Below are 25634 nucleotides of genomic sequence, written 5' to 3' on the forward strand. Positions count from 1 at the left end.
ATGCATAGCTTAAAAGGCGTAAAACGCCGTAATACAATGATTTTGTATCTATTATTGACTGTCATGGCAATTGTTTGGGTCGTGCCCATTCTCTGGATTATATTGACTAGTTTCCGTGGCGAAGGTGGCGCGTTTGTAAACTATTTTTGGCCAAAAACCTACACCTTTCATAACTACGTACAACTTTTTACCAACTCACAATATCCTTTTGGTCGCTGGTTCTTGAATACGTTATTTGTGTCGATTGTGAGCGGCTTTATTTCCACAGCTTTAGTGTTAGCAATGGCATACTCATTGAGTCGCTTACGATTTAAGTTAAAGGGTCCTTTTTTGAAGGTTGCCTTAGTTTTGAACATGTTTCCGGGCTTTATGGCAATGTTTGCTATCTATTATATTTTGAAAGCAGCTGGTTTAACGCAAAGTTTATTCGCCCTAATATTAGTTTATGTATCTGGCGCTGGTTTGGGATTTTACATCCAAAAAGGATTTTTTGACACGATTCCATATTCATTGGATGAAAGTGCCATGCTAGATGGTGCAACCAAATGGCAAATTTTTACCAAAATTACCTTGCCATTATCTAAACCAATCATTGTCTTTACGGCATTGACAGCTTTTACTGGTCCTTGGATGGATTTCATTTTTGCTCAGGTTATTATGGGTGACAATGTTAAAAATTATACAGTTGCAATCGGATTATATTCGATGATGACTAAAGAGACGGCCAATTCATTATTCATGAGTTTCGCTGCGGGGGCAGTGATTATTGCAATTCCAATTACGATTTTGTTTATTGTGTTGCAACGATTCTACGTTTCTGGTGTGACAAGTGGCTCGGTCAAAGGTTAAAAAAGATTGGGGCGTCAGTCCCAATCTTTTTCATGTTAAAATAACGTGTACAGGAGGTCGCTATGGTAACAATACAAGATATTGCAAATAAATCCGGAGTTGCTATTTCAACGGTTTCGCGCGCGTTGGCTGATTCACCGAAAATTAGTGTTAAAACAAAGGAACGTATTAAAAAACTTGCACAAGATATGGGCTATACGCCAAATTTTGCTGCACGGAACTTAACACAGCGTGAAAGCAACACGGTAGGGGTTGTTTTTCAACCACAAGCTGCAGGTAGTGCTGAAAATGATTTTGCCATGCAATTACTATTTGGGATTAATTCTCAACTTGTTGCGCGACAATACTTATTGACTACTGCGACGGGCAGCAATTGGTCTGAAGTCTACAATGCCGTTAAAATGATGGTGGAAGCTGGACAAGTTCGCCGTTTTATACTACTTTACACTGTTGAAAATGATCCGATTTCTGAATTATTACGAGAAAACAACGCCCGTGTTGTTGTTACAGGTGAACCCGAGCAAGCTAATGATGTTTTATATGTTGATAATGATAATCGCCGAGCTGGGGAAGAAGCAACTAGGCAGCTAGTTGACCAGTTTAATCTAAAAGCACCGCTCTTTGTTCGTACGTTGGCTGATTGGCGTTATGAGCGAAATCGTGAAATCGGCTTTCATATTGCACAACCAGACGGTCAAGTCTTATCATTACCAATTGATTTTCAAGCGCAAAAACAGGTATTGGAAAGTTATTTCGAATTGCACCACGAAATTGACGGCATTATTGCTAGTGATGACAAAATCGGCTATCTGGCACGTAATCAGGCGCAAGCGCATTTGCCCACACATCCAAAATTGCCAACGATAGCTTTTAATCGTTCTGAATATGCACGACTGGGTGGTAAGGACTTTTACTCAGTTGATGTATTACCACGTAGCTTGGGCAGTGAAGCGGTCCGATTATTGTTTAACGATCAGCGTTCTGTGCTGGAGCAAACTAAGGCAACAAGCGTGATTGTGCCGTATCGTTTACCTGAATTTGGTGATGAGACATGGTGAATTTAAGCGATGTTGCGCGAAAGGCGCATGTTTCAAAAATGACAGTTAGCCGTGTAATTAATCATCCAGATCAAGTATCACCTGAACTGATGACATTAGTACAACAAGCAATTGAAGCCGTCGGCTATGTGCCAAATCAAGTCGCACGGGCATTGGTCAACCAACGCCATTATGTCATTCGTTTCTTACTTTTAGAAGATGTTGCAACAGTTGAACCGAATTATGCCAAATTATTGATTCGATTAGCTCATAATTTACAACAAAAAGGCTACACACTAGAAATTAGCTTAGATATTACGGCAGAGACACAAAGTATTGACGGGATAATTGTCAGCGGTTGGCGACAAGAAGATTTATTAAAATTACAAACGCTTGATGTGCCAGTGATACTTTATGGCGCAGCGCCACCAAATTCTCCCTTATCATCTGTTGACGTGGATAATCAAGCTGGGATTGAAAAAGCGACTGAATATATGTGGCGGCAGGGATATCGTGATATTTATTATATTGGTTTATCGTTAGATTTACCTTTTGCTAAGCAACGTGAAGCTGGGTATCGAGCAGTTATGGCACAAAAAGGCGGTCGTGTTAACGTTTATCAAACTGAAAATCATGCCCACTTAGCGGATACGCTATTAACGAACTTAATGCACAATTTCGAATTACCAACTGCGATTGTTTGTGCGACTGATCGGATTGCACTTGGTGTGTTGCGTGCTGTTCAGCGTGTTTATCATATTCCGCGTGAATGTGGCGTAATCGGATTTGATGGTGTGTTCATTGATCAGCTGACTCAACCGCAATTAACTACTGTGAGACAACCGTTTGCCTTAATTGCTGAAAAAATTGTCGCACAAATTATTTCTCAGATTGAATCAGAAAACACCTTAGAAGTAGAAAATACCAGCATTTTACCAGATATAGTTGTTCGAGAAACAACAAATTTGTGATGATGTTACCGTTAACATTGTGCAAACGCTTCCATTAATTATCAAAATGTTTTATACTATAAAATGTAAACGGTTACATGATTTGATGCCCAAAAATATGTGTCTCATTTCTAATGAAGAAAATACAGTTTCATCACGAATTGTTCATAGAAATGGTGCATGATTAGAGCAAACAAGTTATGTTTCAAAATAATTTTTGGAGGAAGTAATTATGGCAGATAAGAAAAAAGGGCAGGGGTTGCCAAACTTGCCGCTAAGCACCATTTGGATGCTGAGTTTTGGATTTTTGGGCGTGCAGATGGCGTTTTCATTGCAGAGTTCCCAAATGGGACGTATTTTTCAGACATTGGGTGCTGATCCCACTAAGTTAGGATTTTTCTTCATCCTACCACCATTAGCAGGGCTGTTTGTTCAACCACTAGTTGGTTATTTCTCAGATCGCACTTGGACAAAGCGCTTTGGTCGTCGAATGCCTTATCTATTGGTTGGCGCTCTTGTGTCAGTTATCGTGATGTTCTTGTTGCCTAATTCAGGTAGTTTTGGTTTTTCAACTACTGCTGGTTTGTGGTTTGGAGCGATTACAATTTTGTTCATGGATTTGAGCTCTAATGTTGCAATGCAACCCTTCAAGATGGTTGTTGGTGACATGGTTAATGAAGACCAAAAGTCATACGCATACTCAATCCAAAGTTTCTTATCTAATACAGGGTCTGTGCTGGCAACCATTTTCCCATTCTTACTGACGGCCATTGGTGTTGCTAATACAGCACCTAAAGGTCAGGTGCCAGCTTCTGTGATTATTTCATTCTATGTTGGTGCGATTGTCTTAGTTGTCTTTTCACTGATTGCAGTCTTTAACGTGAAAGAATACGATGATGCCACTTATGAGCTATATCATGGTTATGCTTTGAATACACCAGATGATGGTGAAGGTGGCTTCTTGACTTTGTTAAAGCGTGCACCAAAAACATTTTGGATGGTTACTTTGACTCAGTTTTTCTGCTGGATGGCATTCCAATATTTGTGGACATACGGTACTGGTGCTGTGGCAGACAATATTTTCCATGCAACTGATCCAACAACGGCTGGTTACCAAAATGGTGGAAACTGGTTTGGTATCATGTCAGCGGTTTATGCCATTGCAGCCGTCGTGTGGTCGCTTGTATTATCAAAGATTCCAGCAAACAAAAACAAAACAGGTTATGCTTTGTCACTATTTTTGGGGGCAATCGGGTTCACATCAGTGTTCTTTATTCACTCACAGTATTTGTTGATTGGTTCATTTATTTTAATCGGTATTTCATGGGCAGGTATGATGGCATATCCATTTATTATGGTAACCAACGCATTGCCTGGTGATCACATGGGTACTTATCTAGGATTGTTTAACGGTTCAATTTGTTTACCACAAATTGTAGCCTCGGTTGCTAGTTTTGCACTATTTCCTGCACTTGGTTCACATTTCCCATCAATGATTTTGGTATCAGGAATCTTAATGTTAATTGGTGCAGTCAGTGTTGGATTTATCAATGAAATTCACAGTAATCCAGTAGATGCACAATAATGGCTAACGCTTCGGCGTTAATATGTGCGATTAGTCGTCGTAGATATTAGCGCTGAAGCTAAGCATTAGAAAAATTGAAGAGGTAGAAAGTCTTATGAAACGAATTTTTGAAGTTGATCCTTGGACAGTTACATCACATGATTTGAATCCCGAAGATAAACGTCTCCAAGAATCTATGACGAGTTTGGGCAACGAATACATGGGCATGCGTGGTATGTTCGAAGAAGTCTATTCCGGTGACACACATCAAGGTATTTACGTTGGTGGTGTTTGGTTCCCAGATAAAACACGTGTCGGTTGGTGGAAAAATGGTTATCCACTTTACTTTGGAAAAGCTATCAATGCGCTAAACTATGTCAAAGCAGACATTTACGTTGATGGCAATCAAGTTGATTTAGCTAAGAATGATGTGACTGATTTTGAAGTATCATTGGATATGAAAAATGGTGTTTTGAATCGAACATTTACTGTGTTTGGCGTGACGTTTAAAATCACGCGCTTAGTTTCAGCAGCAGTGAAGGAACTAGCAGATATTCACTATGACTTGTCATCTGCTGATGGTCAAGCGCACACAATTCGTTTTGATGCTAGTATTGATGCTGACGTTGTCAATGAAGATTCAAATTATGATGAGAAGTTTTGGCAAGTTTTGGATGCGGGTAATGACACTAATTCATCATTTATCGCTACGCAAACGATTGAAAATCCGTTTGGTGTGCCACAATTTACAGTTGTTGCCCGTCAGAGCTTTGTTGGCGGTGAAAAGCATGGTGTGAACCGCTCTGAAAAAGAAGTGACTGATAACTTTGACATTGAAGTACCAGCTAAAGGTTCAGTTAGTTTTGAAAAGCGCGTGATTGTGACAACTTCACGTGATTATGATGGCCTAGCTCAAGTGATTAAAGCAGGTGAAACACTAACTGCGGATCTTGCCGCACAAACATACGACGACATATACACAGCGCATGCGCAAGAATGGGCTAATCGTTGGGAAAAAGCTGATGTTCAAATTGAAGGAGATGATGCGGCGCAGCAAGGTATTCGCTTCAACCTATTCCAGTTATTCTCAACCTACTATGGTAATGATCCACGCTTGAATATCGGACCAAAAGGTTTCACTGGCGAGAAGTACGGTGGTGCCACGTATTGGGACACCGAAGCATTTGCTATTCCTGTTTACCTTGGTGTTGCTGATCCGTCTGTGACCCGTTCATTGCTACAATATCGTTTTGATCAGTTGGATGGTGCATTCCACAATGCCAAAGAACAAGGCTTAAAGGGTGCTTTGTACCCAATGGTGACCTTTGATGGTATTGAGTCACACAACGAGTGGGAAATTACTTTTGAAGAAATTCACCGTAATTCGACAATTGCTTATGCGATTTATAATTATACAAACATCACGGGAGATCACTCATGGCTTGACGGTTATGGCGCACAAGTTTTGTATAATATCGCCCGCTTCTGGGCAGATCGTGTCCACTATTCTGCCCGAAACGATAAGTACATGATTCATGGTGTCACGGGTCCCAACGAGTACGAAAACAATGTTAATAACAATTTCTATACAAATTGGATGGCAAAATGGGTTTTGCAATACTCACTTGAACACTACAATGAAATTAATGCTGATGAAAAAGCTAAGTTGGCTTTGACAGATGAAGAATTAGCAAAGTGGCAAGAAATTGTTGATAAAATGTATTTGCCAGAGGCTGATGTTGAAACCAAGACAGGTAAAAAGCATATCTTTGTTCAACACGATACATTCTTGGATAAAGATTTGACTCCAATCGCTGATATGCCACAAGATATTCGTCCAATTAACCAAAACTGGTCATGGGATCGCATTTTGCGCTCGCCATATATTAAGCAATCTGATACATTACACGCCATGTTCTATTTCCCAGACGCGTTTACAGAAGAAGAAAAGCGTAACAACTTTGAATTCTATGAACCATTGACAGTGCATGAGTCATCATTGTCGCCATCTGTTCACTCAATTTTGGCTGCTGACTTACAAATGGAAGATAAAGCAGTTGAAATGTACGAACGTGCGGCCCGTTTGGACTTAGATAATTATAATAATGATACGTCAGATGGTTTGCATATAACTGCTATGACGGGTTCATGGTTAGCGATTGTGCAAGGATTTGCCGGCATGCGTGTTCGTGATGGTAAACTCCACTTGAAGCCATTCTTGCCAAAGAATTGGACAAAATATGCTTTCCGTTTGGTATTCCGCGGTCATGTTTTGGAAGTGTCAGTTGATGGTCAAGGTGCACATGTTGACTTGATTTCAGGTGAACCATTAGTGATTGACCTATTAGGGAAAGATGTCGAATTGACAAAGTAATAAGCATGATGATGAGCGAGGAATCGCTCATTTGCTGTATAGCAGGAAAGGATATCATGAAAGTAGTAGAGAAGGATTTTGGACAATTACCTGACGGAAAGGTCGTGACGGCGTTTACCCTAGAAAACATCAATCACACACAGATTACTGCGATTTCATACGGGGCAACTTGGCAGTCATTTTCCGTTGAACGTGATGGTGTCAAACAAGAATTATTAGTACAATTTGATGATTTAGCCGCGTATTTAGATAATCCATTCCATTTTGGAAACACAATTGGCCGTGTTGGTGGACGTCTATCAAAAACTGATTATGATATTGAGGGTGCACATTTTACATTAACACCAAATGATCATGGCAATGTTTTACACTCTGGCATCAATGGTTTTGATGCGGTTAATTGGCACGGTGAAGCAAGAAATTTGGGTACAGCGGCGGAAATTAATTTTACACGTACCTTTGATGATGAATTTGCCGGTCAATTAGCTGCCCGAGTGACTTATCGATTGGACGATGAAGATCGTTTAGACATTATATTTAGTGGCGTTTCAACCGAGAATACATTGTTCAATCCAATGACGCATGTCTACTTTAATTTAGTTGGTAAGGATCAAGATATCAGTCAGCATAAATTACAAATTGCGTCACGTCAACATCTTGAAGTTGATAATCACACGATTCCAACCGGTAACGTGATTGATAATCAAAATACAAAATTTGATTTTGCGCATTTGCATGCCTTGGGACAAGAGCATTATGATGATGCTTGGGTATTAGATCCCAGCCGTCAAGGGGAGGGAGTAGGACTAACTTCACCCGATGAAAGTTTGACCTTGACAGTGGATTCAGATCGCAATGGTGTGGTTGTATTCACTGCCAATCCTGACGATAGCAGCGACATTAAAACAGCGCTTGCTATTGAGATGCAGACCTTGCCTGACGCGGTTAATCATGAAGACTTTGGTGATATTGTTTTGCCAGCAAATGAAACAAAAACATATACTGTAACTTACCAAATTAAAAAAAGTGAGGATAAATAAAAATGGCTAAATTTTCAGATATTAAAGGTTTTGCCTTTGATTTAGATGGGGTTATTGCTGATACGGCGCGTTTTCATGGCGAAGCTTGGCATCAAACAGCTGATGAGGTTGGCACAACTTGGACACCAGAATTGGCTGAAGGTTTGAAAGGCATCAGTCGTATGGCTTCCTTGCAAATGATTTTGGATGCTGGGGATCATGCCGATGATTTTTCTCAAGCAGATAAAGAAGCATTAGCAGAAAAGAAAAATCATAATTATCAACAACTTATTTCAACATTGACGGAAGATGATATTTTACCTGGCATGAAAGATTTTATTCAATCGGCTAAGACAGCTGGCTATACAATGTCGGTGGCATCAGCTTCTAAAAACGCACCAATGATTCTAGATCATTTGGGATTGACCGAGTATTTTGTTGGCATTGTTGATCCCGCCACTTTGACAAAGGGAAAACCTGATCCTGAAATCTTCGTTCGTGCTGCGGAAGTCTTACATTTAAATCCAGAAAATGTAATTGGATTGGAAGATTCAGCTGCTGGTATTGTCTCAATCAATGGCGCAGGTGAGACATCACTAGCCATTGGTAACGCAGATGTTTTGTCAGGAGCGGACTTGAATTTTGAGTCTACTTCAGAAGTGACCTTAGCAAATATTGAAGCTAAAATGCAATAGATAACTAAAAAGAGTGTCAGTGTTTTTATGCACTGACACTCTTTTGTTGTTCTAATTAATGTTTGCCACTGTATCGCCTGGCTTGAGTGTGATATCAGTAAAAATGATGGTGTGCGGCGACAGGTTTTGATCGGCGAGAGTCGTAATAGCTAATTCTCCCATTTGTGCAAAGTTTTGTTGCGCAGCTGTTAGGATAGGACGTGTTATTTGGGTTAGTTCTGTCCCGTCAATGGTCACAATTGATAAATCATCTGGGACGGCAATACCAGCATCTTTCGCCCCATTGAGTAACCCGATACTGATAATGTCTGCTGAGCCAATTGCAGCCGTGAATGGCAGGGGATTGCCAAATTTTTTGATGGCATCTAAACCAGTTTGGTAAGCGTTTTCAACACCCCAAATGAAGTCGGGATTATAAGTAATCCCATGATCTAGCAACGCATCAATAAACCCTTTTCGTCTTAAAATAGCAACAATTGGATCTGGATTGGACGCCCCGATTAAGGCCATTTTACGGTGCCCTTGATTGTATAAATAATCCACGATAGTGTGCATCATGGCGTAGTTATCAGAGGAAATAGAGGGAATGACGTTATTGAGTTGGTTAGAGACACTCAGCAAACGCACGTCAGCTTTTGTTAAGACTTCAAAAACAGGATCTTCAATATCAATCGCTAACATGACAACCGCTAATAATTGCCGAGAAAGCAATGATTTAACAGTTTTGATTTGCTGCTGGCTGTCCGTTTCAACGAAAGCAATCAATAATTCATAACCTAATTCGAAAGCCTTTGTTTGCATGCCTTTAATGATTTCATCAGCAAAGTTAGTGTGCGTGGTTGGTACCAATACACCGATGACGCGACTTTCTTTTTGTGATAAATCGGCGGCCGATTGATTTTTATAGTATCCCATTTCGTGGGCTAATTGTCGAACGCGTTGTGCGGTTGCCTCACTAAAACGCCCGCGATTAGTTAAAATTCGTGAGACGGAGGCGGCTGAAATGCCAGCTTTATTTGCAATGTCTTTGATTGTAATAGCCATAAATTATATTATAACCCAAAATAGTTTGACAAACGAAATGAAAGCGGTTACAATATTAATTGCGTAAACGTTTACTCAAAAAATAAAAAGTTAATTGGAAATCATGAGGCATGATAATGAATCAAAATAAATGGTGGCAAAAAGCAACCGTCTACCAGATTTATCCGCGCAGTTTTCAGGATAGTAATGGTGATGGTGTTGGTGACATTCCGGGCATTATTCAACGACTCCCATATTTAAAAGAACTAGGGGTGCAAGTCATCTGGCTAAGTCCGATTTACCAATCACCAAATGATGATAATGGATACGATATCAGTGATTATCGCAAAATTTTACCAGAATTTGGCACGATGGCAGATGTGGATGAAATGATTACAGTGGCCCATGAGTTGGGCTTAAAAATCATGATGGATTTGGTCGTCAATCACACATCTGATGAACATCAATGGTTTCAACAAAGCCGCCAGTCGCGTAATAATCCATATCGTGACTATTATATTTGGCGAGATCCCGTCGACGGACATGAACCAAATAATTGGTTGTCGGATTTTGGCGGATCAGCTTGGGCGTTTGATGAAAAAACAAAACAATACTATTTACATCTTTTCTCAAAAAAACAGCCTGATTTGAATTGGGAAAATCCAGCGCTACGTGAAGCAATCTATGAAACCATGGCTTGGTGGTTGAACAAAGGGATTGATGGATTCCGAATGGATGTCATCAATCTTATCTCAAAACAAACAGGATTGCCAAATGATCCTAATGTGAACGCCGATAATCACGGATCGTCAATGACATTTGTTGCCAATGGACCAAAGGTACATCAATATTTGCAGGAAATGAATGCTAAGGTGTTGTCACGCAACGATATTATCACTGTTGGTGAAACACCAGGAGTGACAACATCAGATGCTATTCAGTATGCTGGATTTGACAGTCACGAATTACAAATGATTTTCCAATTTGAGCATACGGAGATTGATAATAGCCGTGAAGGCTTAGGAAAGTGGAGTGATGAGCGATTTAATTTAGTAGATTTGAAGCGAATTTTATCTAAATGGCAAACAGAACTGGATGGCAAAGCTTGGAACAGTCTTTACTGGAACAACCACGATCGACCACGTGTGGTATCAAGATTTGGTGATGATTCTGAAGCTTATCGCGTTGTCTCTGCAAAAATGTTAGCCACAACATTGCACTTTATGCAGGGAACGCCCTACATTTACCAAGGTGAAGAAATCGGCATGACAAATGTTGATTGGTCATCAATTTCACAATACCAAGACATTGATACCTTAAATGCCTATCAAGATTTAGTGGTTGAACAGCAACGTGTCTCACCAGAGCAGATGATGACTTATATACATCATTCCTCACGTGATAATGCTCGGACGCCAATGCAGTGGGATGATAGTAATCAGGCTGGTTTTACAAAGGGAAAACCTTGGCTAGCAGTTAATTCGAATTATGAAACAATTAACGTGGCACAAGCATTAGCTGACCAACAATCCATCTTTTATTTCTACAAAAAAATTATTGCATTACGACAGCAAATGCCACTCATCACTAACGGACATTATCAGGTACTGGACATGGCAGATTCAGAAGTCTATGCTTACAAGCGAATTGGTGTTGATTCTGAATTATTAGTCATTAGTAACTTTACGAATCAAACTCAGACACGTCATTATCGATTGAACGATGGCGCGAATATGATTTTAAGTAATTATGATGATGATCAGGGGGATACCTTACGACCTTATGAATCAAAAGTGTACTTTGAAGGTACATAATGGCATGAAATGTAAGCGGTTGCTTTAAAATGGCGTGTGTAAACTAAAATCACTTAAAAGGAGAGTGAATATGTTGAATAGTAAGACACAAAAAAAAGGTCAGCTCCCCATGCTGACCAGCATGCAGTTATTCTTAATGACTTTTGGTTATGCTGGTGTTCAAGTTGCATTTTCAGTACAAACTGGTAACATGGGTCGAATCTTTCAAACGTTAGGTTCAGATCCAACAAAATTGGGATTTTTCTTCATTTTACCACCGTTAGCGGGTATGATTACGCAACCATTAATTGGTTTGTTCTCTGATAAAACTTGGTTGCCTAAGTTAGGTCGACGAATGCCTTATTTGATTGGCGGCTGTTTGGTTTCCCTAATTGTGTTATTGCTTTTGCCAAATACCGGATCGTTTGGATTTGGGTACGGTTCACTGACAGCACTATGGTTTGGTGCAGTGACAGTGTTATTCATGGACCTATCGGCCAATGTCTCTATGCAACCGTTCAAGATGATTATTCCAGACATGGTTAATGAACAACAAACCGATAAGGCTTGGAGTTTGCAAAACATTTGGGGTAGCTTAGGGGGCGTGATTGCTTTCGTCTTTCCGTTTATTTTGACCTCATTTGGGGTAGCCAATACGGCTGCCCGAGGTGTTGTTCCAGATTCTGTTAAAATTTCATTTTATGTGGCAGCGGCTATTTTGTTAATTTCAACGGTCTTTACTATTATGAATGTGAAAGAATACGATCCAGAAACACTGGCCTATTACCACGGCTATAACGCCGAAACAAAGCAGCATGAATCATTTATCACAATTCTAAAGCACGCACCAAAGGTATTTTGGACACTAGGTGTGGTTGAATTCTTTGTTTGGTTCGGTATTCCATATATGTGGACATATTCAACTGGTGCTTTGTCAGAAAATATTTGGCATGTTTCAGATCCTGCATCTGCGGGTTATCAAGCGGCTGGTAATTGGTTTGGTATTTTACAGGCTGTTTACTCAGTTGTAGCAATTTTGGTGGGAATTTTATTCCAGCGTTTGAATAATAAAACGCGTAAAGGTGCTTATTTTCTCAGCTTGATTGCTGGTGGTATTGGCTTTATTGTTGTTGCCTATGGCCATACACATCTTTCATCACTGATTGGATTCATTTTGATTGGTGTTGGTTGGATTGCGTTAATTTCTATTCCATTTACCATCTTGACGAATGCCTTAGATGGTAAACATGATGGCATTTATCTGGGACTGTTCAATTGCTTTATCTGCATTCCGCAAATTGTGGCTTCGGTTGCTAGTTTTGCAATCTTCCCAGCAGTAGGAAAATCAATGGCACACATGTTAGCAATCGCCGGTGTCTTCTTGATGATTGGTGGTTGCCTAATCTGGACCGTAAAAGAAGAAAATCGTAATTAAAAAAGGAGAATTATCATGACAGAAACAATAAAATGGTGGCAAAAAGCAGTTGTATATCAAGTTTATCCTAGGTCTTTTCAAGACGCTAATGGAGATGGTATCGGTGATTTACAGGGTATCGAGCAACGCCTTGATTACATCGAAAAATTGGGTGCTGATGTTGTATGGCTGAATCCTGTCTATGCATCACCAGATAAAGATAACGGTTACGACATTTCCGATTATGAAGATATCAACGCAAAATTTGGTACAATGGCTGATTTTGATCGCTTGCTAGCGAAAGCGCATGAAAAGGGCATCAAAATTTTGATGGATTTGGTTGTCAATCACACATCAGATCAGCATAAATGGTTTATTGAAAGCCGTAGTTCAAAAGATAATGATAAGCGTGATTTCTATATTTGGCGTGATCCAGTGGATGGACACGAGCCTAATAACTGGGGCTCATTTTTCTCTGGTCCAGCTTGGAAATTTGATGAGGCAACAGGGCAATATTATCTACACTTGTTTGTCGAAGGTCAACCTGATCTAAATTGGGTTAATCCTAAAGTACGTCAATCTGTCTTTGACATGATGAACTTCTGGGTTGATAAGGGCATTGATGGTTTCAGAATGGACGTCATTTCCCTCATTTCTAAGCCAGATGGCTTGCCTGATGGTGAAGTGCCAGAGGGGGGCGAGTATGGTAATTCAGATAAAGCCGTTGCCAACGGTCCGCATGTCCATGAATACTTGCAAGAAATGCGTCAACAAGTCTTAAACAGAGCTGATATGATGACCGTTGGTGAAGCCTCAGGTGTTGATATTGAAAATGCCGTTAAGTATGCCAATCAAGACAACTCAGAATTGAACATGGTCTTCCAATTTGAGCACATGGGACTTGATAATAATCCTAATCCTGCGCTTGGAAAATGGTATGACAAAAAAGTTTCCCTCGTTGATTTGAAAGAAAATCTCTCAAAATGGCAGAATGATTTGGCTGGTAAAGCATGGAATTCACTTTATTGGGATAATCATGATCAACCACGTGCTGTAAGTCGTTATGGGGATGACCGTCCTGAATATCGCGTTGTATCTGCTAAAATGGTAGCCACTTTACTTCATTTCATGCAAGGAACGCCCTATGTTTATCAAGGTGAAGAAATTGGCATGACCAACGCCTATAATTTGCAACGTGACGATTTTGATGATGTTGAAATTAAAAATGCTTTCAAATACTTGATTGATAAAGATCACTTAACTGATGAAGCAACCATGCTGAAGTATGTGCATGCCAAAGGTCGTGATAACGCTCGTACACCAATGCAGTGGGACGATAGCAAAAATGCAGGCTTCACAACCGGCACGCCATGGTTAAAGATGAATGATAATTATGAAACTATTAATGCCAAGGCTGCGTTAGCAGACTTAAATTCAACATTCTATTACTACCAAAAGCTCGTTCGCTTACGCCACGAATTACCAATCATAACGACAGGCACATACGAATTGTTGGATCCTGAAGATGAACAAGTTTACGCTTACCGTCGTGTTGGCCAAAATGAGTCATTATTGGTAATCAATAACTTCACCAGCGAAACATTGACGCGTGATTATCATGTGCCAGATAACGCGTCAGTCCTCATTAGTAATTATGAGGATGACGCTTTGACAACACTTCGTCCTTATGAAGCAAAAGTATATCGTTTTGATAAGTAATTTTGTCTTGTAATTGGCTTGACTTTGAGGTGAGATAACTATATCATTAAGGCATATATTAAAGCCGATGAATTGGAAAAATTACGCTCTGGACCATCAGAAATTTTGCGGGTGATGCAAGCAAAACGATGACGTAATTTGTGACACCTTGGAGGACACTGTTGTATAAGGCAGTGCGTGGTAGCGCGATAAGCAATCTAAGTGATGTGTATGCATCAACATCTAAGGTGGTACCGTGCAATTGCGCCCTTAACGAATAATCGTTGAGGGCGCTTTTTCAGTTTTAATGTCAAAATAAAGAAGGAGTCCAACTGACGCGTTTCAAGATGACGTGCCAGCAATTAAAATACCATGGCAAAACCACTTTTCCAGCGCCCTAAGGGCACTGCAGATTTATTACCAGATCAAACAAGCCAATGGCAACACGTTGAAAATGTTGCGCGTTTATTATTTGGTGACTATAATTTTAAAGAAGTTCGAACACCAATATTCGAAAATTTCGAAGTTTTTTCTCGTTCAGCAGGTGACACATCAGATGTTGTCACTAAGGAAATGTATGATTTTCATGATAAAGGTGATCGTCACATTGCCCTACGACCAGAGGGAACAGCCGGAATTGTCCGCGCGTATGTCGAGAATAAACTATATGGACCTGAATTTGATAAGCCTTATAAATCATTTTACATTGGACCAATGTTCCGTTATGAACGTCCACAAGCAGGGCGTATGCGTCAATTCCATCAAATTGGTGTGGAAGCTTTCGGCTCCTCATCACCAGCACTTGACGTCGAAGTTATTGCTATGGCGATTGATTTGTTCCAAACGCTTGGTTTAAAGAATTTACGTGTTGCAATTAACACTTTAGGTGATAAGCAGTCACGAGATGATTACCGTCAAGCATTGATTGACTATCTTACGCCACATCGTGCCGAATTATCTGCTGATTCTCAGGCGCGTTTAGAAAAAAATCCACTACGTGTTTTAGACTCAAAAGATCCACGTGATCAAGTTTTTGTGGCTGATGCACCTTCAATTTTGGATTATTTGTCTGAAGCCTCACAACAGCACTTCCAAAAAGTTCAAGCATTGTTGACGGCTTTGAATCTTGACTTTGAAATTGATCCAACAATGGTTCGTGGTTTGGATTATTATAACGATACAATCTTTGAAGTAATGACAGTTGATGAACAGTTAAAAGGGGCTGCAACAATCGCCGGCGGTGGACGTTATTCAGGATTGGTGTCGGTTTTTGGTGGTCCTGAAACAGCAGGCGTTGGTTTTGGAATTGGTATGGAGCGTTTGGTGAGTTTGTTAAACGCTCAGGGTGTTGCACCGCAAGTCGATAATGACCTTGATTTTTATGTTGTCAACATCGGTGATGAAACAGATGTTGCAGCAATGCAAATCGTGCAAGCCATTCGGTCATTTGGTTTTGTTGCTGAACGTGATTATCTTGATCGCTCAGCCAAAGCACAATTTAAAACAGCTGACCGTCACAATGCTAAGTACGTCGTGACTGTTGGTGAAAAAGAGTTAGCGGCACACGCTGCCAATATTAAAAACATGGCAACTGGTGAACAACAACTTGTTAAATTGGCTGATCTTTATACAGATTTGCCAACAATTATTGATGCGCAAGGAGACGAACAATGAAACGAACAACATATGCAGGTTTAATTGATGAAAGTTACCTTGACCAAACGGTGACGTTGAGCGGTTGGGTGCAAAAGCGTCGTGATTTTGGTGACTTAATATTTGTTGACATACGTGATCGTGAAGGCATTGTGCAATTAACTTTCAATGCTACCAACCAATCAGCTTTGACCGTCGCTGAAGACATGCGAAGTGAGTATGTTGTGGCTGTGACTGGTAAAGTTATCAAACGTGATGAGAGTCAAATTAACGATAAAATTAAGTCTGGTGCCGTTGAAGTTGATGTGACATCAGCTAAAATTTTGGCAACGTCAAAAACACCACCGTTTTATATTGAGGATAACGTTAATGCTAATGAGGAACTCAAGTTGCAGTATCGTTATTTGGATTTGCGTCGACCAGAAATGCAAAAGAATCTACGCGTCCGGTCTAAAATTATGTCTAGTGCCATGCACTTCATGGATACACATGATTTTATTAACATTGAAACACCAATTTTGGCTAAGTCAACGCCTGAAGGTGCTCGTGATTACTTGGTGCCATCTCGTGTTTTCCCCGGATCTTTTTATGCGTTGCCACAATCACCTCAACTATTCAAGCAACTATTGATGGGGGCTGGATTTGATCGTTATTTCCAGATTGCACGTGCGTTCCGTGATGAAGATTTGCGTGGTGATCGACAACCTGAATTTACGCAAATGGATGTGGAAACATCATTCATGACTGCCGACGAAATTCGAGCGCTGGTCAATGAATGGGTCAAAGCAATGATGCATGATGTGGTGAATTTTGATCTTGATACGACTACCATTCCGACTCTAACATGGCAAGAATCAATGGATCGTTTTGGTACGGACAAACCTGATTTGCGGATTGCTTATGAAATTCATGATATTTCTGATATCGTTTCAAATAGTGAATTTGGTGTGTTTGCCAACGCTGTTAAAGCTGGTGGTGTTGTGAAAGCAATCGCTGTACCGGGCGGCGCAGATCACTATTCTCGTAAAGACATTGACAAATTGGCACAATATATTGAACGATTTGGTGCTAAAGGTTTGGCATGGTTAAAGGTAACTGATGACGGACTAACTGGTCCAATTGCCAAGTTCTTTAAACCAGAAGATAGCCAAGCCTTGATAGCTGGTGTTGGTGGTCAAACAGGCGACTTGTTGTTATTTGGCGCTGGTCGTAATGATGTTGTATCAGCTACTTTGGATTATCTCCGTCGTCAAACGGCTGCGGATCTTGATTTGGTGGACAAAACAAATCCTTGGGCATTTGCATGGATTGTTGATTGGCCATTATTTGAGTATTCAGAAGATTTCGATCGTTGGATCGCTGCCCACCATCCGTTTACAATGCCGAACGAAGAAGATTTGCACTATCTTGATGATGGTGAAGATCCACATAAAGCGCATGCGCAAAGTTATGATTTGGTTTTGAATGGGTATGAGTTGGGCTCAGGCTCAATCCGTATTCATCGCATGGATATTCAGGAAAAAATGCTTAAAGCGCTTGGCTTTACACCCGAAAAAGCGCATGAGGCATTTGGTTTCTTGCTTGAAGGCATGGAATATGGCTTCCCACCAATGGGTGGTATTGCGCTTGGGCTAGACCGTTTAGCAATGTTATTGGCGGGACAAGAAAATATTCGTGAAGTCATTGCTTTCCCTAAAAATTCACGCGCTACTGAACCGATGACTGAAGCACCAACACGCGTTGAGACAAAACAGTTGAATGAATTAGGTTTGTTTGTACCAGAAGCCGAGTGATTGATGCAAAAAATATTTCATAATTTCATGAAAAACCAATATGCGAGTCGTGTTGGTGGTGCTATATTTTACGGTGTGATTGTTGCTTTTGCAATGAATTACTTCTGGCATCCTGGTCATATTTATTCATCAGGGTTTACTGGATTTGCCCAGTTAGTTTCAACTTTAAGTGGTGAAAAAATTCCGGTTGCGCTCGCATTGGCACTAGTTAATTTACCAATGTTGATAATTGCATGGTGGCAACTATCTTGGCGTTTTGCTACTTTCACTACATTGGCTGTACTTCTCAGTTCAGCTTTGATGCCACTTTTTGATACAACTCGCGTGTTAACGCCAGACCCTTTAATTAATGCCATGTTTGGTGGTGCTTTAAATGGTATGGCTGTTGGAACAGCACTGCGATATGGCGTAGGAACCGGTGGATTAGATGTCATTGGATTGTTAGTTAAGAAGCATTTTGGCTTCAAAATGGGACCAATCAATTTAGCATTCAATGCTCTCATTATGATTGGTGCTGGGTTAACTTATGGTTGGAAATATGCATTGTATTCTATTGTCGGTGTGATTATTAGTTCACGCATGATTGACGCTTTTTATACTCGCCAACAGCAAATGCAGGTCATGATTATCACGACTAAACCTGATGAAATGGTTGATGGCATTCAGCGTAAAATGCGTCGCGGGGTTACCATCATTAACGATGCTCGTGGCGGCTACACTGGTCAAGAGCGCTCTGTATTACTGACAGTGATTACACAGCAAGAACGCTTTGAATTGCGTGAAGCAATGAAAGAAGTTGATGAACATGCATTTTCATCAACATGGAAAATTGAACATACTGTCGGTCGTTTCTACGAACCAGAGCTGTAAACATATTAAAAGGGATCCAATATCATGTTGGATCCCTTTTAATATGTTTATGAGGCTGTTGACGTTGAAGTCGAAACTTTTGATGAAAACTTACGATGTGATAGATAACCAAAAATGATAGTAAAGACAATGGCACCAATAGCTGACATTCGTGAATCAGATTGGAAGAATAAACTAACATAAATTGCAGCAAAGAATAGTAATGTTAGAGGGCTGGTCCATTTGTAGCCAGGCATGACGAATCCGTTTGGCATAAAGTCAGATGATTCACGGAACTTACGATGAGCGTACATTGTCATCGCATAGACAATAATATACATGTTTGACGAAATTGATGTGATAAATCCAAATGCACTAGTAATTTGTGGAATTGAGTTAATAACAGGTGACAACAGTACTAACACAGCAGTCAGAATAATGGCTTTAGCAGGCACTCCGTTTGACGAGATTTCTCGGAAATTGCCCATAAACTTGGAATCAGACTCTTCGGCCAGTTGATAGAAGTGTCGACCTGCTGAATAAATAGCAGAATTGAGTGCGGAAGCGGCTGATGTTAGAACAACAAAGTTGATAACTAACGCAGCGGCTTTGAAACCAGCTAATTGAAAGACCATAACGAACGGACTTTCATCAGGTGTTTTAGCAATCACATGCCAATTGATAATTGACATGATGATAATCATAGCACCAAGATAGAAAATCAAGATACGGAAAATAATTGTGTTAATCGCTTTTGGCAAAACTTCACGTGGGTTTTGTGTTTCAGCTGTTGTGATACCAACGAATTCCATACCTTGAAAGGCGAAAAATACCATTGGAAATGCAGCGAAGAACATACTTGCACCATTTGGAAATAGTGTGAAGTTAGAAAATACATTGCCAAATGAGGCAACCGTGTGGCCACCACTAGCCGGTGCCTTGAAGCCTGTTGCAATCAAGAATAATCCTGTTACAATCATGGCAACAATGGCGATGATCTTTATCATCGCAAACCAGTATTCGGTTTCTCCAAACAGTTTAACGGCGATGAGGTTAATCATTGTCAAAATGAAGAGAAAAGCAATTTGAATGATCCATGTTTGCCAGTTGGGGAACCAAAATTTAACATAAGTAGAAACCGCTGTTAATTCAGCCATTGCAACGAAAACAAGACCAATCCAATAAGACCAACCTGCAAAATAACCTGCACCTGCGCCCACATACTTACTGATAAAGGAGACAAATGTATGTTGCGACGGGTCAGCATATAACATTTCGCCAATGCCTCGCATCATCATGAAGAAGAAAGCGCCCAATACTGCATAAACAATCAGAATGGAAGGGCCTGTCTTCGCAATTGAATTACCTGCTCCTAAAAATAGTCCGGTACCAATTGTGCCGCCAATGGCGATCATTTGAACATGTTTCTTTTTGAGACCACGAATGGTACCGTCGTGGTTCACCGCTAGATTTGTGTATTCGATCATAAGTAATGCCTCCTTGATTGGAAACAATTTTATCATGTTTATCATCAAATACTAATTTTTCTTTGCACAAACTTATTTTTTTGGTTTATGCAAAGTGACTAATTAATCAGCAATAGTGACAGTTGAATATCCACTAACACATCTGGCATTTCTAAATTAACATCTAACAGCTCCGCAATACGCTTCAAGCGATAATTGATTGTATTGCGATGTACAAACATTGCGCCGGCTACGGCTGTGACGTTTTGATGTAAAAAAATGTATGTTTCTAGTGTCTTGAGAAGTTCAGGATTGTCTAGGATAGGTCCGAGTGTTTTTTCAACAAAGGCATGGCTTTCTTGTGGTGGTAGTAGATGCAGCAGTTCATGCGCACTTTTTGGTCTAAAACGCATAATGGGATGGGTTTTGGTCGTTAATTTTAAAGCGTTATTTGCTTGCTCATAAAGCTCTGCTAATTGTTTCATTTCGCCAGTAACACGTGAAAAGCCAATGGTAAAATCATATTCTAGTTTATCTTGCTCAGTTAAAAAGTCATATAATTCTTGCAAAAAAGAACGCGTGTCAATGGTCATATTAATCAGTAAAACAAGCTGTTGTTTGTGAGAAAAGATCAATACGGACCAATTTGATTCCCGAATGAACCACCGAGTGAGTGCTTGAAGAATTTCGAATTGGCGTGTTTCAATGACTGTTTTCTTTGTCGTAAAATCTAATACTGCAACCCGATAGCGCGCCGTAACGTCAATATTGGCGTCGTTCAAGTAGTGATTGATTGCTTCCTGGTTTAACCCTGATTCCATAACATTCAAAAAAAAGCCGGATCGATTACGGAATTCTGTTTCGTTAATGAGATCTGTGCGAGAGTTCGCAAATCCCAACGCGTTAATGACTTGTTCACGTTTTAACAATTGAAAGTCAGACAATCGATCTTCTGAGGTGGCAATTGCCACGAAAGCTTTATTCTCCTTTAAAGCAGAAAAAATGGGCAAAATATCAAAATTTTGACCTTTAAAAGTGACACGAACTTTTTCTTGTAGATTGAGATAGGCAATACCAGAAGATTCACGTAAAAATTGAGTGAAAAAATCACGTTCCTTGAGTAACGCTGTGCTGGCGTAAATTGCTGTAAAGTGAGAATCTAACAATAAGAGTGGGGCTTCTAAAATTTGGGCACTTAAATCAAGCAAGTGTTGATAAGTGTTATTATGATTGATTGCCGATAATTCTTGATTGATTTTAACAATTTCGTGCAATTCGCCCGTGTGTTTACTTAAAATGACATCACTTAAATTGCGAATTGTAATAGAAATCACTTCATCAGCTGGTGTCCATATAATAGGAATCCGATGTTTATTGGCTAAAACAATCACATCACGTGGTAATTCCGTGAAGTACCGATTGTATTTAATGCCTAGACCAGCCGCGTTGTGCTTATCCAGTTCAATAATTAAACTACGCAATAACGGTAAATTATCATGGAAGAGGTATCCAGTCGTTAAAATTAGCTGCCCTGGTAATAAATATTTTTCAAAATCTGGCGCATCAACAACACCAACTTGACTAACTTCTCGGGCTAAGCCTTCTTCGCCAGCCGCGACAGTATATTGATCCATCAGTGGTTCATTTAACAATGATTTAAATTTCATGGTTTGCCTCCGGAAAATTACCATTATTATGGCACAACTTAACATATTGTACAAACAAAACGATTTTGTTTGTGCAAACCGACGGTGAATAGTCATTCGGATTTCGTTACAGTAGGGAAAAAGGGGTGAATCGTATGCAAGTACAACGTTCAGAACGAGAGATTATTAGTAACATTTTGAAGGGATCGCTTGGTAATTTGATAGAGTGGTTTGATTGGTATGTTTATGCCTCATTCGCTGTTTATTTTGCGCCATCATTTTTTCCGAGCCATGATAAAACGGCTGAATTACTAAGCACTGCTGGCGTTTTTGCGATTGGTTTTTTGATGCGCCCATTAGGCAGCCTTATTTTGGGAAAATATGCTGATCAGCACGGTCGTCGGGCGGCTTTGACATTGTCCGTTCTCATTATGGCGAGCGGTTCACTGGTGATTGCTATCACACCGAGTTATGCGCATATTGGTATTTTTGCACCCGTTATTTTAGTACTGGCACGCTTGTTTCAAGGATTATCATTAGGTGGTGAGTACGGAACATCTGCGACGTACTTGTCAGAAATGGCCAGTCGAAATCACCGTGGTTTTTATGCTTCTTTTCAATATGTGACACTAATTAGTGGCCAGTTAATTGCATTAGGTGTCCAAATCATCCTGCAAATGACGTTGACTAATGAACAATTGACTGAGTGGGGATGGCGAATCCCATTTATTATCGGTGCCCTTGGTGCGATAATTGTGTTGTTCTTACGATTGAGCATGGCAGAATCTGATCAATTTGCTTCACAAAAAGCGAAGTCAAAAGGGAGCCTGAAAGAATTAATGCGGTATCCAAAGGCTGTCCTGACAGTGGTAGGCTTGACTTTAGGCGGTACAATTGCATTTTATACGTATACAACATACTTGCAAAAATTTATGATCAATTCAGTAGGATTACCAACACAGTCAGTCACTCGCATCAACTTTCTAGCGCTACTTATTTTTATGATTTTGCAACCAATCGCGGGTGCAATTTCTGATAAAATTGGACGACGGCCATTACTGTTTTGGTTTGGTGGACTTGGAACTATTTTTACCATACCAATTTTCGTGGCCTTGCAACATGCTACAACAAGTTGGGAGGCGTTTTGGCTCATGTTAGCGGGCTTGGTGATTGTGACAGGCTATACATCAATTAACGCCATCGTCAAAGCAGAAATGTTCCCAACAGAAATACGCGCTTTAGGTGTGGGTTTACCTTACGGACTGACGGTCGCTATTTTTGGTGGTACAGTTGAATATTTGGCGCTATATTTAAGAAAAATTAATCATGAAAATCTATTTTTTGTTTATGTTACAGTAGTTATTTTTATTAGTTTATTAGTTTATTGGCGTATGACTGATACAAAAGCAACTTCTAAATTAGACAAATAAGTGATAAAATTAAATAATATTTAATTTAAGAATGAGGTAAATCATGACAACGCAACAAGACCTATTTGATTCCGTCAAAGAACAGACTTTACTGTCTGAAATTGCAGCGCTTTCTGGCTGGGATGCTTTGACTGGTATGCCTAAAGATGCCGGTCATTTTCGTGCCGACGTTGATGCTTACTTAGCGCAGAAGATATTTACAGTCAGTACTGGAGAACACCGACAAAACATATTAAAAGCGCTCTCATCGGGCACAAATCAGTTAGACGAACTTGGTCGATTAGTACTTGAAAAAGCGCAAAAAGACTATGATATGACGGGCAAAATCCCAGAAGCAGATTTTATAGCTTTTGAAAAAACGTTATCGCAGGCACAAGACTATTGGGCGCAAGCTCGCGAAGCTAACGACTACAAAATTTTTCAACCTTATTTAGAAAAAATTATTGGCTACTTAAAGCAATTTATTCCGCTATGGCAAACAAATGAGGTAACACCTTATGATGTCTTGCTCAATCAATATGAACCGGGATTGACAGTGGCTAAATTAGACGCAGTTTTTGCCCAAGTCAAAACCGGCGTGACTGAGTTGCGCCAACGTTTGGCCAAAGAAGGTACGACGCCAGAAGACTCATTTTTGAAGAGACGCGTAACGAAAGAACAGCAACGACAGTACGCGATGGCGGCAGCACAGCGGCTGGGTTATAACCTAAATAAAGGTCGACTTGATGATACAATTCATCCTTTCATGGAAGCTTTGAATCGTGATGATGCTCGCATTACGACACGTTGGGATGATTATAATTTTCAAATGGCTGTTTTAGGTATTTTCCACGAAGCTGGTCATGGACTTTTTGAGCAAAATGTTGATCCCAAATATGATGATTTTCGTTCTGTTTTGCCAATTAGCATGAGTATTCATGAGTCCCAATCTTTGTTTAATGAGGTCATGATTGGACGTTCAAAGGCCTTCTGGGAAACAGAATATCCTCAAATGCAACAAGCTTTTGAGGGCGTTCTTGATGACGTTGATTTTGAAACTTTTTATGCAGGTTGGCTTAAAACGCAGGCTTCATTCACACGGACAGAAGCCGATCCTCTTACGTATCCATTACACATTATTATTCGTTATGAAATTGAAAAGGCAATTTTTAATGACAATATTGATGTAGCCGATCTGCCGGTCCTTTGGAATGCGAAATATAAAGAATACTTGGATTTAGATACACCTGATGATTTAACAGGTATTTTGCAAGATATTCACTGGGCAGGTGGCTCCTTTGGCTACTTCCCAAGCTATGCATTAGGTCATTTGTATGCTGCACAGTTCCAAGCAACTATGGCAAAATCATTGGACTTTGAAGCAATTTTTGCCTCTGGTGATTATTCACCAATTTTTGAATGGCGAAAAGAACATATTTGGCAATATGGTGGTGCAGTTGACCCACAAGTGATTTTAAAAGAAGCCACTGGTGAGTCACTTAATCCACAATATTGGCTTGATTTGCAAACAAAGCAGTATTTAGCGGCTTACGGTATTGACGATTAGTTAAAAGTCTGTCATAATAAATAAGTATTTAGTGCATGTCGTTTAACGAAATAAAATGCGAGAAAGGAGGGTTATCAAATGGCAAAGGTCATCGTACGTAAGAACGAATCTTTGGATGATGCATTGCGTCGCTTCAAGCGTGGTGTTTCAAAAGACGGTACTCTCCAAGAATACCGTAAGCGCGAATTCTACGTTAAGCCTTCAGTTGCACGTAAATTGAAGTCTGAAGCGGCACAAAAGCGTAACAAAAAGAAGGGTCGTTAATTCGATTCTAAACGTCACATCAGTGGCGTTTTTTTTATGGTAGAATGATAACAAGAAGGTCGGTCAGGTACCGACATTAATTTTAATTACGAAAGAAGAAAAATAATGTCATTGTTAGAAACTTTGAATGCTGATATGAAACAGGCAATGAAAGACAAAAACAAAGAAGCTTTGTCTGTTATTCGCATGGTGAAATCAACCGTCATGAATGAACAAATCAATTTAGGACATGATTTGACTGAAGAAGAAGAATTAACTGTGCTGTCACGTGAAGTCAAGCAACGTCATGAATCACTTTCAGAATTTGAAAAGGGTGGACGCGACGATTTGGCATCAGGTATCAAATCCGAACTAGCCATTCTAGCGAAGTATTTGCCAGCACAATTGAGTGAAGATGAAGTGATTGCTATTATTAAGGCTGCAATCTCAAAAACCGGTGCGACAACGCCAAAGGATATGGGTAAAGTTATGGGTGTTGTGACACCACAAGTCAAAGGTAAGGCTGATGGGAAGTTTGTTGCTAATCAAGTAAAAACTTTACTAGCAGGCCAGTAATTTATCCGCTAAAGCC

At 40.0% G+C, this 25634-nt stretch carries 20 protein-coding genes; 17 read left to right on the forward strand and 3 right to left on the reverse strand.

What is annotated here, in order from left to right; translation table 11 throughout:
• The 7 genes from FF105_RS06020 (at nucleotide 1) to pgmB (ending at nucleotide 8488) form a co-directional block, all read left to right on the forward strand.
• The gene (locus tag FF105_RS06020; RefSeq protein ID WP_010294179.1) at nucleotides 1-849 is read left to right on the forward strand and encodes a sugar ABC transporter permease; all 849 of its coding nucleotides are present in this window, start codon (nucleotides 1-3) and stop codon (nucleotides 847-849) included.
• A 62-nt stretch (nucleotides 850-911) separates the two neighbouring features.
• Nucleotides 912-1907 (forward strand): LacI family DNA-binding transcriptional regulator, encoded by a 996-nt coding sequence (locus FF105_RS06025; protein WP_010294176.1) that lies wholly within the window; start codon nucleotides 912-914, stop codon nucleotides 1905-1907.
• A complete protein-coding gene (locus FF105_RS06030) occupies nucleotides 1901-2857 on the forward strand; it encodes a LacI family DNA-binding transcriptional regulator (protein WP_010294174.1) in 957 nt (318 codons plus the stop codon). Before FF105_RS06025 ends, FF105_RS06030 begins: the two co-directional genes overlap by 7 nt.
• Nucleotides 2858-3068: 211 nt before the next feature.
• Nucleotides 3069-4421: an SLC45 family MFS transporter gene (locus FF105_RS06035; protein ID WP_010294172.1), complete on the forward strand. Its 1353-nt coding sequence runs from the start codon at nucleotides 3069-3071 to the stop codon at nucleotides 4419-4421.
• Nucleotides 4422-4515: 94 nt separating this feature from the next.
• Nucleotides 4516-6774, forward strand: a complete 2259-nt coding sequence (locus tag FF105_RS06040) for a glycoside hydrolase family 65 protein (protein WP_290046457.1) — start codon at nucleotides 4516-4518, stop codon at nucleotides 6772-6774.
• 56 nt (nucleotides 6775-6830) lie between these two features.
• On the forward strand, nucleotides 6831-7814 hold the full coding sequence (locus FF105_RS06045; RefSeq protein ID WP_010294168.1) for an aldose epimerase family protein: 984 nt from the start codon (nucleotides 6831-6833) through the stop codon (nucleotides 7812-7814).
• Nucleotides 7815-7816: 2 nt separating this feature from the next.
• Nucleotides 7817-8488, forward strand: a complete 672-nt coding sequence (gene pgmB / locus FF105_RS06050) for a beta-phosphoglucomutase (RefSeq protein ID WP_010294166.1) — start codon at nucleotides 7817-7819, stop codon at nucleotides 8486-8488.
• 51 nt (nucleotides 8489-8539) lie between these two features.
• Here the strand turns inward: pgmB and FF105_RS06055 are convergent, their stop codons facing one another.
• Nucleotides 8540-9532 (reverse strand): LacI family DNA-binding transcriptional regulator, encoded by a 993-nt coding sequence (locus FF105_RS06055; protein WP_010294164.1) that lies wholly within the window; start codon nucleotides 9530-9532, stop codon nucleotides 8540-8542.
• 116 nt (nucleotides 9533-9648) lie between these two features.
• Between FF105_RS06055 and FF105_RS06060 the strand changes: the two genes are divergently transcribed.
• The 6 genes from FF105_RS06060 (at nucleotide 9649) to FF105_RS06085 (ending at nucleotide 18732) form a co-directional block, all read left to right on the forward strand.
• The gene (locus FF105_RS06060; protein ID WP_031941336.1) at nucleotides 9649-11325 is read left to right on the forward strand and encodes an alpha-glucosidase; all 1677 of its coding nucleotides are present in this window, start codon (nucleotides 9649-9651) and stop codon (nucleotides 11323-11325) included.
• 70 nt (nucleotides 11326-11395) lie between these two features.
• On the forward strand, nucleotides 11396-12739 hold the full coding sequence (locus FF105_RS06065) for an SLC45 family MFS transporter (protein WP_168441501.1): 1344 nt from the start codon (nucleotides 11396-11398) through the stop codon (nucleotides 12737-12739).
• A gap of 15 nt (nucleotides 12740-12754) precedes the next feature.
• Complete coding sequence (locus FF105_RS06070) at nucleotides 12755-14437, forward strand: glycoside hydrolase family 13 protein (RefSeq protein ID WP_010294154.1); 1683 nt, start codon at nucleotides 12755-12757, stop codon at nucleotides 14435-14437.
• Between the two features lie 351 nt (nucleotides 14438-14788).
• Complete coding sequence (gene hisS / locus FF105_RS06075; RefSeq protein WP_010294151.1) at nucleotides 14789-16090, forward strand: histidine--tRNA ligase; 1302 nt, start codon at nucleotides 14789-14791, stop codon at nucleotides 16088-16090.
• Nucleotides 16087-17862, forward strand: coding sequence for an aspartate--tRNA ligase (aspS, locus tag FF105_RS06080; protein WP_010294148.1), 1776 nt, complete (start codon nucleotides 16087-16089; stop codon nucleotides 17860-17862). The genes hisS and aspS overlap by 4 nt, the downstream gene beginning before the upstream one ends.
• Before the next feature lie 3 nt (nucleotides 17863-17865).
• Nucleotides 17866-18732, forward strand: coding sequence for a YitT family protein (locus FF105_RS06085; protein ID WP_031941335.1), 867 nt, complete (start codon nucleotides 17866-17868; stop codon nucleotides 18730-18732).
• Nucleotides 18733-18779: 47 nt separating this feature from the next.
• Here the strand turns inward: FF105_RS06085 and FF105_RS06090 are convergent, their stop codons facing one another.
• Both FF105_RS06090 and FF105_RS06095 read right to left on the reverse strand, forming a co-directional pair.
• Nucleotides 18780-20198, reverse strand: a complete 1419-nt coding sequence (locus tag FF105_RS06090; protein WP_010294145.1) for an amino acid permease — start codon at nucleotides 20196-20198, stop codon at nucleotides 18780-18782.
• A 98-nt stretch (nucleotides 20199-20296) separates the two neighbouring features.
• On the reverse strand, nucleotides 20297-21844 hold the full coding sequence (locus FF105_RS06095) for a PucR family transcriptional regulator (protein WP_139968410.1): 1548 nt from the start codon (nucleotides 21842-21844) through the stop codon (nucleotides 20297-20299).
• 134 nt (nucleotides 21845-21978) lie between these two features.
• Here FF105_RS06095 and FF105_RS06100 point away from each other — a divergent pair, with 134 nt between their 5' ends.
• The 4 genes from FF105_RS06100 to FF105_RS06115 all read left to right on the forward strand — a co-directional run bounded on the left by FF105_RS06100 (nucleotide 21979) and on the right by FF105_RS06115 (nucleotide 25618).
• Entirely contained in the window at nucleotides 21979-23253 is a 1275-nt protein-coding gene (locus FF105_RS06100) for an MFS transporter (protein WP_147651805.1), read from the forward strand.
• Between the two features lie 43 nt (nucleotides 23254-23296).
• Entirely contained in the window at nucleotides 23297-24799 is a 1503-nt protein-coding gene (locus FF105_RS06105) for a carboxypeptidase M32 (protein WP_010294140.1), read from the forward strand.
• A gap of 78 nt (nucleotides 24800-24877) precedes the next feature.
• On the forward strand, nucleotides 24878-25063 hold the full coding sequence (gene rpsU, locus FF105_RS06110) for a 30S ribosomal protein S21 (RefSeq protein WP_004899901.1): 186 nt from the start codon (nucleotides 24878-24880) through the stop codon (nucleotides 25061-25063).
• Between the two features lie 105 nt (nucleotides 25064-25168).
• Nucleotides 25169-25618 carry a GatB/YqeY domain-containing protein gene (locus FF105_RS06115; RefSeq protein ID WP_010294117.1) on the forward strand — a complete coding sequence of 150 codons (450 nt, stop codon included), beginning with the start codon at nucleotides 25169-25171 and terminating at the stop codon, nucleotides 25616-25618.
• The last annotated feature ends 16 nt before the right edge of the window (nucleotides 25619-25634 follow it).

The organism is Leuconostoc sp. UCMA20149, assembly GCF_030400235.1.
In the GTDB taxonomy this organism is placed as follows: domain Bacteria; phylum Bacillota; class Bacilli; order Lactobacillales; family Lactobacillaceae; genus Leuconostoc; species Leuconostoc pseudomesenteroides.

What these genes read in the sequence shown, in the direction of transcription:
- FF105_RS06020 (WP_010294179.1), top strand. Translation starts at nt 1, where the DNA reads ATGCATAGCTTAAAAGGCGTAAAACGCCGTAATACAATGATTTTGTAT.
- FF105_RS06025 (WP_010294176.1), top strand. Translation starts at nt 912, where the DNA reads ATGGTAACAATACAAGATATTGCAAATAAATCCGGAGTTGCTATTTCA.
- FF105_RS06030 (WP_010294174.1), top strand. Translation starts at nt 1,901, where the DNA reads ATGGTGAATTTAAGCGATGTTGCGCGAAAGGCGCATGTTTCAAAAATG.
- FF105_RS06035 (WP_010294172.1), top strand. Translation starts at nt 3,069, where the DNA reads ATGGCAGATAAGAAAAAAGGGCAGGGGTTGCCAAACTTGCCGCTAAGC.
- FF105_RS06040 (WP_290046457.1), top strand. Translation starts at nt 4,516, where the DNA reads ATGAAACGAATTTTTGAAGTTGATCCTTGGACAGTTACATCACATGAT.
- FF105_RS06045 (WP_010294168.1), top strand. Translation starts at nt 6,831, where the DNA reads ATGAAAGTAGTAGAGAAGGATTTTGGACAATTACCTGACGGAAAGGTC.
- pgmB (WP_010294166.1), top strand. Translation starts at nt 7,817, where the DNA reads ATGGCTAAATTTTCAGATATTAAAGGTTTTGCCTTTGATTTAGATGGG.
- FF105_RS06055 (WP_010294164.1), bottom strand. Translation starts at nt 9,532, where the DNA reads ATGGCTATTACAATCAAAGACATTGCAAATAAAGCTGGCATTTCAGCC.
- FF105_RS06060 (WP_031941336.1), top strand. Translation starts at nt 9,649, where the DNA reads ATGAATCAAAATAAATGGTGGCAAAAAGCAACCGTCTACCAGATTTAT.
- FF105_RS06065 (WP_168441501.1), top strand. Translation starts at nt 11,396, where the DNA reads ATGTTGAATAGTAAGACACAAAAAAAAGGTCAGCTCCCCATGCTGACC.
- FF105_RS06070 (WP_010294154.1), top strand. Translation starts at nt 12,755, where the DNA reads ATGACAGAAACAATAAAATGGTGGCAAAAAGCAGTTGTATATCAAGTT.
- hisS (WP_010294151.1), top strand. Translation starts at nt 14,789, where the DNA reads ATGGCAAAACCACTTTTCCAGCGCCCTAAGGGCACTGCAGATTTATTA.
- aspS (WP_010294148.1), top strand. Translation starts at nt 16,087, where the DNA reads ATGAAACGAACAACATATGCAGGTTTAATTGATGAAAGTTACCTTGAC.
- FF105_RS06085 (WP_031941335.1), top strand. Translation starts at nt 17,866, where the DNA reads ATGCAAAAAATATTTCATAATTTCATGAAAAACCAATATGCGAGTCGT.
- FF105_RS06090 (WP_010294145.1), bottom strand. Translation starts at nt 20,198, where the DNA reads ATGATCGAATACACAAATCTAGCGGTGAACCACGACGGTACCATTCGT.
- FF105_RS06095 (WP_139968410.1), bottom strand. Translation starts at nt 21,844, where the DNA reads ATGAAATTTAAATCATTGTTAAATGAACCACTGATGGATCAATATACT.
- FF105_RS06100 (WP_147651805.1), top strand. Translation starts at nt 21,979, where the DNA reads ATGCAAGTACAACGTTCAGAACGAGAGATTATTAGTAACATTTTGAAG.
- FF105_RS06105 (WP_010294140.1), top strand. Translation starts at nt 23,297, where the DNA reads ATGACAACGCAACAAGACCTATTTGATTCCGTCAAAGAACAGACTTTA.
- rpsU (WP_004899901.1), top strand. Translation starts at nt 24,878, where the DNA reads ATGGCAAAGGTCATCGTACGTAAGAACGAATCTTTGGATGATGCATTG.
- FF105_RS06115 (WP_010294117.1), top strand. Translation starts at nt 25,169, where the DNA reads ATGTCATTGTTAGAAACTTTGAATGCTGATATGAAACAGGCAATGAAA.